The 17321-nt window shown below is 35.2% G+C and carries 10 protein-coding genes; 1 reads left to right on the top strand and 9 read right to left on the bottom strand.

What is annotated here, in order from left to right; translation table 11 throughout:
- Nucleotides 1-433 precede the first annotated feature (433 nt).
- From ACFOZ1_RS04505 to ACFOZ1_RS04480, 6 genes are all read right to left on the bottom strand, one after another.
- A complete protein-coding gene (locus ACFOZ1_RS04505; RefSeq protein ID WP_390196414.1) occupies nt 434-775 on the bottom strand; it encodes a phage holin family protein in 342 nt (113 codons plus the stop codon).
- A gap of 90 nt (nt 776-865) precedes the next feature.
- Complete coding sequence (bshB2, locus tag ACFOZ1_RS04500) at nt 866-1537, bottom strand: bacillithiol biosynthesis deacetylase BshB2 (protein ID WP_390196412.1); 672 nt, start codon at nt 1535-1537, stop codon at nt 866-868.
- Nucleotides 1538-1555: 18 nt separating this feature from the next.
- Entirely contained in the window at nt 1556-1909 is a 354-nt protein-coding gene (locus tag ACFOZ1_RS04495) for a YojF family protein (RefSeq protein WP_390196410.1), read from the bottom strand.
- A gap of 159 nt (nt 1910-2068) precedes the next feature.
- Nucleotides 2069-4924 carry an excinuclease ABC subunit UvrA gene (gene uvrA, locus ACFOZ1_RS04490; RefSeq protein ID WP_390196408.1) on the bottom strand — a complete coding sequence of 952 codons (2856 nt, stop codon included), beginning with the start codon at nt 4922-4924 and terminating at the stop codon, nt 2069-2071.
- Nucleotides 4925-4928: 4 nt separating this feature from the next.
- The gene (uvrB, locus tag ACFOZ1_RS04485) at nt 4929-6911 is read right to left on the bottom strand and encodes an excinuclease ABC subunit UvrB (RefSeq protein ID WP_390196407.1); all 1983 of its coding nucleotides are present in this window, start codon (nt 6909-6911) and stop codon (nt 4929-4931) included.
- A gap of 234 nt (nt 6912-7145) precedes the next feature.
- The gene (locus tag ACFOZ1_RS04480; RefSeq protein WP_390196405.1) at nt 7146-8729 is read right to left on the bottom strand and encodes a peptide chain release factor 3; all 1584 of its coding nucleotides are present in this window, start codon (nt 8727-8729) and stop codon (nt 7146-7148) included.
- Between the two features lie 180 nt (nt 8730-8909).
- On the opposite strand from ACFOZ1_RS04480, the gene ACFOZ1_RS04475 reads away from it, so the two are divergent.
- Nucleotides 8910-12110: an SNF2 helicase associated domain-containing protein gene (locus ACFOZ1_RS04475; RefSeq protein ID WP_390196403.1), complete on the top strand. Its 3201-nt coding sequence runs from the start codon at nt 8910-8912 to the stop codon at nt 12108-12110.
- A gap of 717 nt (nt 12111-12827) precedes the next feature.
- Here ACFOZ1_RS04475 and ACFOZ1_RS04470 read toward each other — a convergent pair.
- The 3 genes from ACFOZ1_RS04470 to ACFOZ1_RS04460 form a co-directional block, all read right to left on the bottom strand.
- Nucleotides 12828-14027, bottom strand: coding sequence for a hypothetical protein (locus tag ACFOZ1_RS04470; protein ID WP_390196401.1), 1200 nt, complete (start codon nt 14025-14027; stop codon nt 12828-12830).
- A gap of 233 nt (nt 14028-14260) precedes the next feature.
- Nucleotides 14261-15742: a S41 family peptidase gene (locus ACFOZ1_RS04465; RefSeq protein WP_390196399.1), complete on the bottom strand. Its 1482-nt coding sequence runs from the start codon at nt 15740-15742 to the stop codon at nt 14261-14263.
- Nucleotides 15743-15863: 121 nt separating this feature from the next.
- Nucleotides 15864-17294, bottom strand: coding sequence for a murein hydrolase activator EnvC family protein (locus ACFOZ1_RS04460; protein WP_390196397.1), 1431 nt, complete (start codon nt 17292-17294; stop codon nt 15864-15866).
- Between the last annotated feature and the right edge of the window lie 27 nt (nt 17295-17321).

The following is a 17321-nucleotide window of genomic DNA, read 5'->3' as shown; positions in this document are numbered from 1 at the left end:
TGGCTTGGACTTTTTCTTGACAGACGTCTTTATACTGTTAACTTTGAGATTTGATATGTGCTTTGCAACCGCTTCGACTTGTCCGTTTCCCTTTCCGTGTTTTTTCCCTACAATTAATGTAACCATAAAAACATTGGCTTTATTCCAATTGATTATAATCCTGTTTTTAAATTACGTATCATGATGAAAAAATAAATGTTTATTTGTAACAAATCAACATATAAGCACTTCCAAACTTTGTGGAACTCCAATAAGCGAAGGCGCACACTCCCACTCCTATAGGATTTTTTTTTCTGAAAATCCACTTTACCAAGCGATTTGTGCTTGGAAAAGTTAGTTGAAGGAAAAAGCCCATGGAAAGGGGAGTGTGCAAGCCGGAGCGGGTTATACGCACATGAATTATTTTGTGTGAAGCACAATAGCTATGTCCAGCCTAATCTTTTACTATTTTATTGATAAAAATATTTAAAATAGAGAATAGAATTGCTGCAATAATTGCTGTACCAAAACCGTCTATTACAAATTGGTCACCTAATAGTGCTTGTGTCAACATTAGTGTAATTGCATTGATTACAAATAAAAATAATCCTAAAGTAACGATTGTAATTGGTAATGTGAGTACGACAAGGATTGGTTTCACAATTGCATTGAGCACAGCTAAAATGACACTTGCTAATAATGCAATCATAAATCCATTAATCGTAATCCCATCAAATAAGTAATCAATTAACATTAATGCAAGTGCATTTAATACTAATGATAAGATCCACCTCATAGATTATACCCCTTTTCAAGAATTGTATAGTGTACTATATTCTTGTACGCTTATCATTATTATTCCACAAGCATTATTTTTAAAACATTTCTATTTTGTTGAAAAATCCCATGTGTAAAAAGATTCTCTACCTAACCACTTCATTGCAGTTTCTTTCGGGTCTTCTTCTCCGTTATCCACTTTTGCTAACATACCAAATGCCTGAGATTCATGTGCTAAAATACTTGCAAATTTTTTATCAAAAACCTCTGTCACATCATGTTGAATATCAGGCGTACCTAATTTTTCAAGATGATCATTACTTATTGCTTGCGCCCATACATCTGGTCTGTCTTCTTCCGCAAACATCTCCACTGCTCTAATTGCAGCAGCACCAAATGCATCATGGTCAGGATGTACTGCATAGCCAGGGTAATGTGTAATGACTAATGTTGGCTTGATTTCTTGTAAATGTTGATGTAAATCTTTTGCAACTTCTTCTCTATCTTCGAATTCTAATGTTTTATCACGATATCCTAGCATTCTAAGCTCGATATCTAATATCTTACAAGCGTCAATTAATTCCTTTTTTCGAATTTGTGGCAATGTCTCTCTCGTTGCGAAAGTTGGTTTCCCCATATTTCGCCCCATTTCACCTAACGTTCCACATAAATAGGTTACAGGTATTCCTTTTTCTCTAAAGATAGAGATTGTTCCAGATGCACCAAATGCTTCATCATCTGGGTGCGGGTATATGACAACAACACGTTCTTGTTCTTTCATGCTATTTCTCCTTCCTTATTAATAATGAAATGGTTTTTCACCAATTTGTAGTGCAACCATCAGACGACCTTCATGATCATGACCTGCCATTAACAAATTACCATGCTCGTCTATTTCGTATTTATTTACACCTTCAGCATATATCCAACCAATATCAAGCTTTAGTCCAACTCGATATGCCGTATTCGCTCCAACTACTTTTCCATGTTCATATGTAACTTTCGCATTGCGGATAAATGCGCCGACATTGAATGAGTTTTGATCAAAATGGCTTGCATATGCACCATTCGTTGTTTCTAAATGCACATATACTTCTTTCTTTGCACGATTATCTATTTCCTTTTGTAATTTTTCTATTTGAATAGGTTCCATCAATCTAACCTCCTATCTAAAAGCTATTCCTTATTTTAGCATAGTCTTTTTTATTTATGTTGGATAATGTACTGGTGTACTTTTTCAAACATTCTCTTCCACTTCCATATAAAAAATACACTATGTTCTGTTTTATGCTAGAACATAGTGTATGGTAGTTTATTTTTGAACGGGTAAGCCCATTCGTTCTCGATCACGTTCTAAGATTGGTTTTAAATATCTACCTGTATGGGATGCTTCTACCTGTATGATTTCTTCTGGTGAACCTGTTGCAACGATGGTACCACCGCCATCTCCACCTTCTGGACCCAAATCAATAATATAATCTGCTGCTTTGATGACATCTAAGTTATGTTCAATAATCACAACCGTATCCCCATTTTCCACTAATCGTTGGATCACAACAAGTAAACGGGAAATATCATCAACATGTAATCCTGTTGTCGGTTCATCTAAAATATATAACGTTTTACCGTTTGAACGTTTATGAAGTTCACTCGCTAATTTTACGCGTTGAGCCTCTCCACCTGACAATGTTGTCGCAGGTTGACCTAAACGCACGTAGCCAAGTCCAACATCAAATACTGTTTCTAACTTTCGTTTTATTTTAGGAATATTCTCAAAGAATTTTAGTGCTTCTTCAATCGTCATATCTAACACGTCTGAGATATTTTTTCCTTTATATTTTACTTCTAATGTTTCACGATTATATCGTTTCCCATGACACACTTCACATGGTACATATACATCTGGTAAGAAATGCATTTCAATTTTGATAATTCCATCTCCACGACATGCTTCACAGCGACCGCCTTTCACATTAAAACTAAAGCGACCTTTTTTATAGCCTCTCACTTTAGATTCATTGGTTTGTGCAAAGACATCTCTTACGTCATCGAACACACCTGTATATGTAGCTGGATTGGACCTCGGTGTTCTTCCAATTGGTGATTGATCAATATCAATAACTTTTTCTAAATGTTTCATACCTTTGATTTCTTTGTGCGCACCAGGTTTTTGCTTTGCTCTTTGCAAATTAGCTGCAAGTGACTTGTGTAAGATTTCATTGATTAATGTACTTTTTCCTGAACCAGATACACCTGTTACAGCTGTATATAATCCAATCGGAATCTTCACATCTACATCCTTTAAATTGTTCTCACTTGCTCCAATAATCTCTATATGTCGCTTATCTGGTTGCTTTCTTTCTTTAGGTAATGGGATAAATTTTTCCCCAGATAAATATTGACCAGTGAGGGATGCTTTCTTTTTCATCACTTGCTTTGGTGTACCATGTGCGACAATTTCTCCACCATGCTCTCCTGCACCTGGGCCAATATCAATTAAGTAATCTGCGGCAAGCATGGTATCTTCATCATGTTCCACAACAATTAATGTATTTCCTAAATCACGCATTCTTTCTAATGTTGCGATTAATCGGTCATTATCACGTTGGTGCAAGCCAATGGATGGTTCATCTAAGACGTATAACACACCTGTTAATGCGGAACCAATTTGTGTAGCTAAACGAATACGCTGTGCCTCACCACCAGATAAGGAACCTGCTGTACGAGATAATGTTAAATAATCCAGTCCTACATTAGATAAGAAAGATAAGCGGTCATCCAATTCTCGAATAATCATTGCAGAGATTTTCTCTTCTTTTTCTGATAATGCTAATGTAGTAAAGAAAGTATGTGCCTCCGTAACGGACATTTCTGTCACTTGGCCAATATGATGGTCATTCACTTTCACTGCCATTGCTTCTTGACTAAGTCGATAGCCTGAACATGTTGGGCAGGGCTTGTTTGTCATATACTTTTCCATTTGTTCTCTAATAAAATCAGAGGATGTTTCTTTGTATCTTCTTGCAATATTTTGAAGTACCCCTTCAAAATAAATGTCATTTTCTCTTGTCATCCCAAAATCGTTTTCATAACGGAAATAAATTTTTTCTTTTCCTGATCCGAATAAGATTTTATTTAACTGTGATTTAGTTAATTTCTTCACAGGTGTATCCATATCAATTCCATAGTGTTCACAAACACTTTTAAGTAATTGAGGATAATACTGCGAACTAGTTGGTTCCCATGCAACAATAGCTCCCTCATTAAGCGTTAAGCTTTTATTCGGGATGACTAAGTCTACATCTACTTCTAATTGTGAACCAAGCCCATCACATGTCGAACATGCACCAAATGGACTATTAAATGAAAACATTCTTGGCTCTAATTCATTAATAGAGAATCCACAAATTGGGCATGCATGCTTTTCGCTAAATAATAATTCTTCCTTTTCAATAACGTCTACTATTACATTGCCATCACCGAGACGTAATGCTGCTTCTAAAGAGTCAGATAATCTTCCTTGTATCCCCTCTTTTACAACAATTCTATCAATAACCACTTCAATGGAGTGCTTTTTATTTTTATCCAATGTAATATCATCAGAGATTTCACGCATCTCGCCGTCTACTCGTAAACGGACATAACCCTCTTTTTGCAAATCTTCTAATACTTTTACATGCGTTCCTTTTCTACCGGAGACAACTGGAGCTAATATTTGTAATTTGGTTCTTTCTTCATATTCTAAAATGCGATCAACCATTTGTTCAACTGTCTGTGATGTGATTTCTATTCCATGATTTGGACAAATAGGGTGTCCAATACGCGCAAATAATAAGCGCATATAATCATAGATTTCTGTCACTGTACCAACAGTAGAACGCGGATTTCGACTTGTTGTTTTTTGGTCAATCGAAATCGCTGGTGACAATCCCTCTATTGCATCGACGTCTGGTTTATCCATTTGCCCTAAAAATTGACGTGCATATGCAGATAATGATTCTACGTAGCGTCTTTGCCCTTCCGCATAGATTGTATCAAATGCTAAAGATGATTTACCTGAACCAGATAAACCTGTCAACACTACTAATTTGTCTTTCGGAATATCAATCGAAATATTTTTTAAATTATGTGCACGTGCACCTTTAATTGAGATTGTTTTTCGTGCCATATTCTCACCCTTCTGCTTTCAATTCTAACACGAGATCGCGTAATTCTGCCGCTTTTTCGAAGTCTAGTTCTTTCGCAGCTTGTTTCATTTCTTGCTCCATTTTCTCTATTAACATGTCTTTTTCTTTTTTCGTCATCTTACTGAATTTCGGTGTTTCTTCATAACTTGTTGTAGATTCTGCAGCAACTGTTGCTCGGATGACATCTCGAACTTCTTTTTTGATTGTCATTGGCGTAATGCCATGCTTCTCATTATATGCTTGTTGTTTTTCACGACGACGATATGTTTCATCAATTGCTTTCTTCATCGAATCCGTCACTTTATCTGCATACATAATTACTCTTCCGTTCTCATTACGTGCTGCTCTTCCCATTGTTTGGATTAAAGAGCGCTCTGAACGTAAAAAGCCTTCTTTATCTGCATCTAAAATTGTCACTAACGAGACTTCTGGAATGTCTAAACCTTCTCGTAATAAATTGATTCCAATCAATACATCATACTTTCCTACACGTAAGTCTCTTATGATTTCAATACGTTCTAATGTTTTAATCTCAGAGTGCAAGTAAGCAACTTTCATACCTAATTCTTTCAGATAATCTGTAAGGTCCTCAGACATCTTTTTCGTTAAAGTCGTAACAAGTACGCGCTCATTTTTGGCAATACGTTTGTTAATTTCTCCAATCAAATCATCAATTTGCCCTTCTATCGGCCGTACTTCTACTTCCGGATCAAGTAAACCTGTTGGTCGAATAATTTGCTCTGTCATATATGGTGTATGTTCTAACTCATAAGGACCAGGTGTTGCGGAAACAAAAATTAACTGATTTGCTTTTTTATCAAACTCATCAAATGTTAATGGTCTATTATCGAGTGCTGATGGTAAACGGAAGCCATGGTCTACAAGTACTTGTTTTCTTGCTTGGTCACCATTATACATTCCCCTTATTTGTGGTAATGTAACATGTGATTCGTCAATCACGATTAGAGAATCGTCTGGAAAATAATCTAGTAATGTATATGGTGTGGAACCAGCCTCACGTAATGCTAAATGGCGAGAGTAGTTCTCAATTCCTGAACAAAATCCCATTTCTTCCATCATCTCTAAATCATAATTCGTTCTCTGTTCAATTCGTTGTGCTTCTAGTAATTTACCTTCTTCGCGGAATTTCTCTAATTGTTCATTTAATTCTATTTTAATATTTTCCATTGCTATTTTTAACTTTTCCTCACGTGTAACGAAGTGAGATGCAGGGAAGATTGCAATATGTTCTCTGTCTCCAACAATTTCACCTGTTAACGCATCGACTTCACGAATCCGGTCAATTTCATCACCAAAAAATTCCACACGAATACAGTGGGATTCACGTGATGCAGGAATAATTTCTACAGAATCGCCTCTCACGCGGAATGTCCCACGTTGGAAATCTATATCATTACGTGCATACTGAATATTGACTAACTGTCTTAACAAGTCATCACGTTCCTTTTCCATTCCAGTACGTAAAGAAACTACTTGACTTTTATATTCTTCAGGCGAACCTAAACCGTATATACACGACACACTCGCAACAATCAGTACATCATTACGTTCAAATAATGCAGAAGTCGCTGAGTGTCGTAACTTATCTATCTCATCATTAATGCTCGCATCTTTTTCGATAAAAGTGTCTGTTGATGGAACATATGCTTCTGGTTGATAGTAATCATAATAACTTACGAAATACTCCACCGCATTATTTGGAAAAAATTCCTTAAACTCACTATATAATTGTCCTGCTAATGTTTTATTATGTGCAATCACTAATGTTGGTTTGTTTATTTCCTTCACCACATTGGATATTGTAAATGTTTTACCCGTCCCTGTAGCACCAAGCAATGTCTGGTGGCGTTTCTTTTGATTGACGCCCTCGACTAATTCTTTAATTGCTTTCGGTTGATCACCCTGTGGTTGATATGGTGCTTCGATAGAAAACATGTTTTGCTCCATCATGTAACCTCCATTTCAATCTATTCTTTATTATACATGATTTATTTTAAAAAAGCGAACAAATATTCGTTGTTATGTTATTTTCTAGTAATAGTATAACCAAACAATGGAAAAGGATAAAGTGAGACTTCTCTTTACTACTCTTTCCACTTTTGCGGACACAAAAAACCGATTTTATTTTAAAATCAAATAAAATCGGTTTTTATAGCGAATCAAATTACTTCATTCATTAAATTAGTACCCAGCCTGATCATACTGATTCACTTCAAACAAATCAATTAATTCCACATCCGGATGCTTGTCAATAAACCAACGCAATGCAAAATCATTCTTAAATAGGACAAGGAACTCCTCTTCTCGATCTTTTACTAACAAATTTCGCTCATCAAATAACTTAGTATCCACTTGTTCCTTCTTCAACCAGCGCGGAATCCGTTCACCAACTGATTCTAACATCACTTCGACATTATACTCATTTTTCATACGATGTTGAAACACTTCATACTGTAATTGACCAACAGCACCAATGATAAACGAATCTGTCGGGTACGTTTTAAACAATTGAATCGCACCTTCTTGCACTAATTGCTCTAATCCTTTTCTGAATTGTTTTGCTTTCATCACATTTTTCGCTGTAACACGCTGGAACATTTCAGGTGGGAATGAAGGTAATTCATCATATTCAAATGTTTGCTTGCCATCTAACAATGTATCACCAATTCGGTAAGAGCCTGGATCATAAATACCGATAATATCGCCAGGATACGCTTCTTCCACTGTATCTCTAGAAGATGCAACGAACTGTTGAGTTTGACCTAAACGAATTGTTTTACCCGTTCTTGCTAATTGTACGTTCATTCCTCGTTCAAAACGACCTGAACACACTCTTAAAAATGCAATACGATCACGGTGTTGTGGATTCATATTTGCTTGTATTTTGAAAATAAAACCAGAAAAATCAGGGTAATCTGGTGAAATGACTCTCTCTTTTGTTCGTCTAGGTCCAGGAGCAGGTGCTAATTTTACAAATGTATCAAAAAATACTTCCACTCCGAATGGCGCTAATGCACTACCAAAAAATACAGGAGTTTGCTCACCTTCTAGCACACGTTCGATAGAGAATTGGTCCCCAGCTTCATTTAATAATTCCATTTCTTCTACTGTTTCTTGAAATGTTGGGTTCTCGGCAATATCTGCATATTGCTCGATTTCATCTAATGGAATGTATGTTTCTTCTTCATTCCCATTAAATTTAACAAATTGATGATTGTAACGATCAATGATGCCTAAAAATCTTTTTCCCATCCCTACAGGCCAATTCATTGGATATGTTTCGATATTCAAAACTTCTTCAATTTGATCTAATAAGTCTAATGGTTCACGACCTTCACGATCTAACTTATTGATAAAAGTAAAAATTGGAATTCCACGCATTTTACAAACTTTAAATAACTTGATTGTTTGTGCTTCAATCCCTTTCGTTGCATCAATAATCATGACAACACTATCCACTGCTGTTAATGTTCTATATGTGTCCTCACTGAAGTCCTCGTGTCCAGGTGTATCTAGAATATTCACTTTAAAGCCTTCATATTCAAAATTCATTACACTTGACGTGACAGAAATACCACGTTGTTTTTCAATTTCCATCCAGTCAGATGTAGCGAATTTACCTGATTTCTTTCCTTTTACTGTTCCTGCTGAGCGAATCAAATTTCCTTGTAATAATAACTTTTCTGTCATCGTTGTTTTCCCTGCATCAGGGTGAGAGATAATTGCAAAAGTCTTCCGTTTCTGTACTTCTTCTTGTAAACCCATTAATTCTGTCCCTACTTTCTATCGTAAGTCGTTCCATTCTATTTTACACGATTTAGACTTAGAAAATAGCAATTTATTTAGAAAATGTCAATCTTAATGGAATCTATTGTAGTTTCTGTTATAATATAATGATGGTTTAGTTTTTAAATAACCGAAGAATGAGAGAGAAAGGGATCAGTAATGAAACCAATTCCATTAGATGAACAATCGATTCGCAAATTAACTGGTGACAGATTTTACCGTCGAGGTTTTCAATATTATACAGCAGGCAAAGTATATGGATTATCATTCAATCCTAAAACAAATACATGGCGAGGTTTAGTCAAAGGTGCCAAAGTCTACACAATTCGCATATATCATGGAGAAGATGACACGATTGATACAACATGCACGTGTCCAGCCTACGACACACACGATACGTGTAAGCATATTGCTGCAGTACTACTCGCAATTACAAAAGATGCGAATTCCAATCGACGACGTTTCGCTGTGGACAGAGGAACAAACAAAGGTTTCATCGAACAACAAACAGATTTATTTGCAAAACAACTGTTACACACATTCCGTGAAGTGCCTCGTCCGACAACCGCTTTAACTGTAGAGTATATTTTACAATTAAAACGAACAAACAAAAATGCGTCCTATGCACTTACAATCGATATCAAAATTGGAGATAAACGACCATATGTAGTGCGTGATATTCGCTCTTTTCTAAAAGCATTTATTCAAGGTGAGGAATATAAAGTAAATACATCTTTTGTTTATCAACCTAAAGAACATTATTTCCGTAAACATGATCAACAATTTTTGGAATCACTTATTAATTGTTATGAACAAGAACAATTATTCGGCAATAGTTATTCAATTAAATTAGAGTTACCTAGAAGCTTGTATATTCCACCAAGTATTAGTGATCAGATTATTGAAGCAATTCCAACAGTTGATTACACATTTACAACTGTGAAACAACAAACGTATCAACAAATTTCTTTTGAGCAAATGACAGATCAATTAACATTTAATATTGATTATTCACAAGCAAACAACTATAGCTTGGAAATTTCAGATTTAGAATCGTATCACTTTTTATCCAGTTATCGTTACTTAATAACAGAAAATAATATTTATAAAGTGACTTATCAGCAAAAAATCATATTAGACAAATTGTTTAGAATATTACCACTTAGAGATAAAAAATCTCAACAAATTTCACCATCCGAGATGGATACATTCGTTCGTAATGTCATGCCACAATTTGAACAAGTTGGACAACTAAACATGACCGAACGAATGGAGAAACAACTCAATACGCATCCATTACAAACAACCATCTGGATTGATGAGACAGAAAGTGTTTTAAAAGTGTCGATGGAATTTCGATACGGCGATACAAAAATCAATCCATTTTTAATCGAACAATCATTAGATACAATCGTGAAACGCGATGTACAAAAAGAACAATATGCACTTGAATTACTTCGTTCATTTGGCTTTACTGAAGTAAATCAAGCAATGTATTTATTCAATGAAGATGCGATTTATCAATTTATACATGAGGATATATATAAATTGGAAGAGATTGCGACAGTTTACACGACACAACAAGTGAAGAACTTACTTTATGACAACGAGTATTATTTACAAACAAGTGTCGATTATCGACCATCTGAAGGCATGCTTGATATTTCTTTTGATATTGAAGGGATTTCCACAGAATATGTCGCAGAAATGATGCAAGCACTCATTGAAAAGAAAAGGTATTATCGCATTCCAAATGGAGCATTGCTTCAACTCGATGGAGAAGATTTTGACGCATTTCAACAATTAGCAGATACCTTTACTTTTAACAAAAAACAGTTAGAAGAAGGAAAAGTAAGTGTTAGTGCAGCAAGAGGTTTCCAAGTTGAAGAGATGATGAGAGACCGTCATCATTACTATAGTGATACATTCAAAAAGATGTTAGATAATATTAAAAATCCAGAAACCATTGCTTTTGATTTACCAACATCTTTACAAGCAGAAATGAGAGATTATCAGCATACTGGTTTCCAGTGGATGAAAACTTTATCTTACTATCATTTAGGTGGAATTTTAGCTGATGATATGGGGTTAGGGAAAACACTCCAAACAATCAGTTACTTACTGTCAGAAGTAGAAGCCACTGAGCAGCAATACCAAGCACTTGTCATTGCGCCTGCTTCTCTATTATATAATTGGAAGAAAGAAATCGAAAAGTTCGCACCAACATTGACTTCGACTGTTGTGATTGGTTCCAAGCAACAACGACAACAAATACTAGACACAGAAACATCAACAAATATTTTTATCACTTCTTACCCAACATTAAGGCAAGATGTGGATTTATATGCCCAACACCTATTTCAATGTATTGTTCTAGATGAAGCGCAAGCAATTAAGAACCATCTTACATTGACAGCAAAAGCAGTCCGTCAGTTACAATCGAAACAATTCTTTGCATTGAGCGGGACGCCGATTGAGAATTCTTTAGACGAATTATGGTCTATTTTTTATACCATCTCACCTGGATTATTTGGTTCCAAAAAGAAATTCCAACAACTAGACCCACAAGTCATTGCAAAGATGACACGACCATTTATTTTAAGACGTGTGAAGAAAGACGTTTTAGAAGAATTACCAGAAAAAATAGAGTCTGTTCAATATTCTGAATTAACGAAAGCACAAAAAGAAGTCTATTTAGCTTATCTAGAAAGAATCCAAAACAACTTGGATCAATCCATTCAATCAGGAACATTTGGAAAAGGAAAATTGGAAATTTTAGCAGGCATTACACGACTAAGACAAATCTGTTGTCATCCAAGTTTATTTTTAGAAAATTATCAAGGAAATTCAGGTAAGTTAGAACAATTACTAGAACTTGTCTCAGATTTAAAACAACAAGGAAAGCGCGCGTTGATTTTTTCTCAGTTCTCAGGCATGTTACAATTAATCAACCATTCATTACAAGAGCAGCAATATCAAACATTCTATTTAGATGGTTCCACACCATCAGATCAGAGGTTACAAATGACAGAAGCATTTAATGAAGGGGAAAAAGATTTCTTTTTAATCTCATTAAAAGCTGGTGGCACTGGACTTAACTTAACAGGTGCAGATACTGTTATCTTATTTGACCTATGGTGGAATCCAGCTGTGGAAGAACAAGCAGCAGGTAGAGCACATCGAATCGGTCAAAAAAATGTCGTCCAAGTCATTCGCTTTATTACTGAAGGAACTATTGAAGAAAAGATATTCCAATTACAACACAAGAAGCGAGAACTTGTTGACCAAATCATTCAACCTGGAGAAACGCTACTATCTAAATTATCTGAAGAAGAGTTACGCGAATTACTCCGAATATAAATATATTCACAAAAGAATGATTCAACCTAAAAAAACCCAAACGACTCGGTACCGAATCGTTTGGGTTTTTACACTATAATTAATATAATCATATTAACGTTGGCTTTATTTTTATAGATGATTATTACCTCTTTGAAATACGTATCATGATGAATAAATAAACGTTTATATGTAACAATCAAAATATAAGCACTTTCAAACATTGTAGAGCCTCACTAAGCGCAGGCGCCCACTCCCACTCCTATGGGATCCTTTTTCCTGAAAATCCACTTTTGCAAGCGGTCTATGCTTGGAAAAGTTAGTTGAAGGAAAAAGCCCATGGAAAGGGGAGTGGGCAAGCCGGAGCAGGTCATACGCACACAAATCATTTCAAACTCACCAATAAAAGTGATGTCATACATTATTTATAGCAAAACAACCGTTATATTTTAACTGTTTTATTAATTAATATACGGTCTGTTAAAATCCACTATACTGCACTTCCAAACATTGTAGAGCCCCACTAAGCGCAGGTGCCCACTCCCACTCCTATGGGATCCTTTTTCCTGAAAATCCACTTTTCCAAGCGGTCTGTGCTTGGAAAAGTTAGTTGAAGGAAAAAGCCCATGGAAAGGGGAGTGGGCAAGCCGGAGCAGGTCATACGCTCACAAAATCGTTTCAAACTCACCAATAAAAGTGATGTCATACATTATTTATAACAAAACAACCGTTATATTTTCATCCTTTTACATTAATTTCACTGGACACTGCCTTTTTCTTATATTTCTCTTTTACAAATAATATCCCTAATTCATGATGATCATCTTCAAATAATGCCGTTTGAGCAAATCTTGTTTCACCTTGATAATCTTGTATCGCTAATTTACAGAAAGCACGGTTGACTTGAACTGCATCATAAAATTCACGCTCTGTGTTTACTCCCATTCCATTCACTTTAAGAATTTTTTCTCCAGGTTCAATAGACAACTCTGCAGCTGTCGAGTGTGGTAACACACCTAAGACGAGCACTCCTTCATTCCCTAATTGGAATATCGGTGCTTGATTCTGATCATACAATCGGAATCCATACTGAATGAGAAAACGACCAACAATTGCGACAAGCACGCTTACCCATACAAAAGACGGATAAAAATACGTCATCACTGTTAGAAGTATCATCATCGTAGCTAATAGAAAAAGTTTCGTTGCAATCCATTTCGCACCCAATTTCGGAATGGCATTACGAACAGCATGCTCTGCACCGATAAACAACGGAATAACTACTAAGCCATATGTTTCATCACCTAACGCAATGACTGGCCACCAATCAAATGATTCAATTAAGCCTGATGGTAATAAGCCGATAAATGGAATAAACACCATTTTCTTAATTCGATGTCTACCTAAATATTTTCCTCTTAAGCTCATAGTGATTTCTGGAAATGTATCGATTGCTTTTACTCGAAATAACATGATTCCTTCAATCACTAACAAAATAGCAAGTAATAACGGTATATATGTAAAATTAATTTGTTGAAAAGAGGTTGTCCAATCTGTCTTTACGTATTCACTCATATACATACTTAATACGAAACAAATTAAATATGTAATGCCAATTGTATAGCTACCTGAAAGAAAGAGAAAACGTCTCATACATGTGACAATGGTGACACATATTGCTATCACATAAAGCATTGGCATTGTAAAAACAAATCCAAGTACGAGTGCAAAAGCGGATAGTACAACACTTCCTATGATGCTTAAATCAAGTGTTCCTTTCATTTCATGTAGGTATGGAAAAACTTTTCTACCAAAATAACGCCGGTCATTCTTAATTCGAAAATAACCACTTATTAAAAGTAGTAAAATCATTACGTATAAAAGTGGTTGTGCTAGCATTCTAAGAAGAGCGTAACCAATTTCTATCATCCAATCCATTAAAGATACCCCTTCCAATGTCCATTTCTCTATTTTGTTTACTGTTTCATGATGTGTCAGATTTCTATGTAACTTCTATTATCCTTAATAAATATAAATTTGGCTACCCTTTCGGACAAAATTAGTTTAAAAGATATTACTTTTTAATTCATGTAAGACATTCTCTTGAAAATTTCCAATAAAATGAAAAACCGAACTATCCTTTTCAAAGTTCGGTTGAGTTATAATTCAATCTATTTTGTTAAAATCTCAATTGCTTTATCTAACTGAAAGTCATCTTCTCCACTTCTAATATGTTCCATCAATTTCGCTTGGATCACTTCTGCTGTCGCTTGATCTACTGCACCGGTCACAGCAATATCATTATCTTGTTGGAAAGACTTGACTGCTTGTTCTGTGTTTTTGTCAAAATAACCATCTTTTCTTTCAGTCTTGTAACCTAGACCTTCTAACATTAATTGAATATTTTCAATTGCCGGATCACTATCATTATATTCAAATTGATTCCCTTCTTCTAATTGAACAGGGTTTGCATAATAATAATCAGGCATTTTCTGTTCCACTGTAGGGGCTACTCCGTCTTCGTGAATCCAATTACCTTCAGGTGATAACCACTTAAATCGTGTGATTTTAATTGTAGAGCCATCTCCCATCGAAACAGTTTGTTGAACCGTTCCTTTACCGAATGAAGTCGTTCCAACAACATCATAATCTAATGCTTCTTTTAAAGATACAGCAAGGATTTCCGATGCGGAAGCACTCCCTTCATTAATTAATGTAACAACAGGATAGTCCTTTGGTTCTTGTAAATCAGAAAAATATCGTGATTTTTTACCAGTTGGATCTTCAATTTGCAAATATGGCGTTTCTTTTGGAACAAATTCCTTAAGAATAGATTCTACCTCAGGTAACAGTCCTCCAGGATTCCCTCTCACATCTATAATGAGACTGTCCATCCCTTTCTTCTCTAATTTCGCTAATTCTTCCTTGAAATCATCAGCAGTACGCTCAGAGAAAGATGTGAGCTCAATAATACCAATTAATTGATCTCCTACTTCTTTTTCCTCAACATAAACGGTTTCTAACGGTATCGAATCACGAGTAATATCTAACTCGATAGGCTCTTCCACACCTGGTCTCATAATTTCAATTGTTACGGTTGAACCTTTTTCACCACGAATTTTATTGACTGCTTCATATAAATCTAATCCTTCTAAGCTTTCTCCATCTACAGAAATCACTTGGTCATTTGGCTTCAATCCTACTTTTTCAGCTGGAGAATCTTTAATTGGCGCAACTATCGTCACATTTCCATTTACCATCGATACTTCAGCACCAATTCCTTCAAATTCAGCTTCAATTTGTTCATTAAATTGTTCCATTGTTTCTTTATCCATGTAGACGCTATAAGGATCTTCTAATGATTGCAACATCCCTTGGACAGCACCTTCAATTAATTGATTATCATCTACATCTTCTACATAATTTTCTTTAATAATTGTAAAAGCATTGACTACTTTTGACATTTCACCCATATTGTCTTCTATCATTTCTTGTTGATCTGCTAATTGTAAAAGTAAATCTTTATCCGCACTAGCCATTCCATTATTTGTTGGTGATGTTAAGAAGAATTTAATAGCTACGAATGATATAGCTACACCGACAAATAATGATACAATCATTAACATGACTAGATTTCTCTTTTTTATGTTCATTGTTCCACCCCATATTGTTAATTTGTCCTATCTATCTAAATCATATGTAAACCCTACTTTATATATTATGAAGGTTTAAAAAAGACATCACAAGTATTTTGTGATGTCTTTTATGATTTTATTATGGTAAATATGAGATTGGATTTACTCCACCGTGATAACTCCATTGACCTATATGCACTTCAAAGTGTAAGTGACTTCCGTAAGAATCACCAGTGTTCCCCATTGCGCCAATATATTGTCCTTTTGATACAGTTTGTCCATAAGAAACAGAAAGACTATTTAAATGGGCATACACTGTAGTAATATCTAATTCTGGGTGATAAATGTAAATAACATTTCCATAACTTGGTGAATAATTAGCTCTTGATACCATACCACCTGCAGCTGCAGATACAGGTGTTCCAGTACTATTCGCAATATCAAGACCATAATGGAAACTTCCACCATTAAAATCTCTGTAACCATATCCTGATGACTGACGGCCAGTAGTTGGCCACATCAAGCTACCATTACCACCTGCAGTAAGGTTTCCACCAGGACTTCCTCCACCAGTAGAGCCTGATGAGCTAGATCCACCAGTTGCTTCTTGATTCTTTTCAGCTTCTTGTCTTTTTTGCTCTTCAGCCAGCTGGTTAATTTTTTGTTGTGCTTCACGTTTTGCTTTTTCTATGATTGCTGCTTGATTTTGTAATGTTTCTTGTTGCTCTGCTAATGACATTTGATGATTATGTAATTCATCTTCTTCATGCTCTAAGTTTTCCATTAGCTCTTGTTTTTGACCCATTTGTTGATCAAGCGTTGATTTAATCGACTCTAATTCTGACTTTTGTGAAACTAATGAAGCTTTCTTTGATTCTAATTCTTTTTTGCTCGCTTCTAATTCTGCTTGTTTTGATTCTAGTTCTTTTTTGCTTTCTTCTAATTCTACTTTATTCTCTTCTAACTTCTTTTTATCTGCTTCTTGCTCTTCCATTATTTTTTGATCTGAATCCATGATTTTCGATACAGCTGTCGCACGGTTAATGAAGTCACCGAAGTTTTGTGCACCTAGGATCACTTCTAAATAACTGATGCTCCCACCATTTTCTTGAATTGAACGTAAACGATTTTTTAATAATTCTTCACGCGCATCAATCTTCTCTTTTAATTCTTTAATTTCATCTTGTAATGCTGTAATTTCAGATTTTAAAGTATTGATTTCTTCCTCTGTCTTGTTAATTTCAGACTCTGTTTGATTGATTTCATTCGTCGTTGTAGATATAGCATTCTCTTTTTCTATTAACTGCGTTTGTGTTGTTGTTAATTTGCTATCAATTTCTTGTATTTCACTATTTGTCTCTGCTTGTTTCTCTTGATTTTCTGCAATTTTTTCTTTTGTTTCTTTTACTTCTCCATTAATACTACCTGCTTCACTTTCTACAGATTGCTTGTCTTTATCTAATTCATTTACTTTTTCCTTTAAATCACTAATGGATTCAGCTGATACGGAAATACTTACCATCGAAAAAGTAATAATAAATACGATTAAAATGCGGATATATTTTCTCATATTCTTCCCCTCTCTAGAACTATTTAC

It is taken from the genome of Gracilibacillus marinus (genome assembly GCF_042651725.1).
Lineage (GTDB): Bacteria > Bacillota > Bacilli > Bacillales > Amphibacillaceae > Gracilibacillus > Gracilibacillus marinus.
The sequence above is the reverse complement of the archived record's forward strand: the minus strand, read 5'-3'. Positions and strand labels throughout refer to the sequence as shown.

Coding starts and splice junctions, on each gene's coding strand:
- ACFOZ1_RS04465 (WP_390196399.1), bottom strand. CDS start 15,742: ATGAACATAAAAAAGAGAAATCTAGTCATGTTAATGATTGTATCATTA.
- ACFOZ1_RS04470 (WP_390196401.1), bottom strand. CDS start 14,027: ATGGATTGGATGATAGAAATTGGTTACGCTCTTCTTAGAATGCTAGCA.
- ACFOZ1_RS04460 (WP_390196397.1), bottom strand. CDS start 17,294: ATGAGAAAATATATCCGCATTTTAATCGTATTTATTATTACTTTTTCG.
- ACFOZ1_RS04505 (WP_390196414.1), bottom strand. CDS start 775: ATGAGGTGGATCTTATCATTAGTATTAAATGCACTTGCATTAATGTTA.
- uvrB (WP_390196407.1), bottom strand. CDS start 6,911: ATGGAGCAAAACATGTTTTCTATCGAAGCACCATATCAACCACAGGGT.
- bshB2 (WP_390196412.1), bottom strand. CDS start 1,537: ATGAAAGAACAAGAACGTGTTGTTGTCATATACCCGCACCCAGATGAT.
- ACFOZ1_RS04475 (WP_390196403.1), top strand. CDS start 8,910: ATGAAACCAATTCCATTAGATGAACAATCGATTCGCAAATTAACTGGT.
- ACFOZ1_RS04495 (WP_390196410.1), bottom strand. CDS start 1,909: ATGGAACCTATTCAAATAGAAAAATTACAAAAGGAAATAGATAATCGT.
- uvrA (WP_390196408.1), bottom strand. CDS start 4,924: ATGGCACGAAAAACAATCTCAATTAAAGGTGCACGTGCACATAATTTA.
- ACFOZ1_RS04480 (WP_390196405.1), bottom strand. CDS start 8,729: ATGGGTTTACAAGAAGAAGTACAGAAACGGAAGACTTTTGCAATTATC.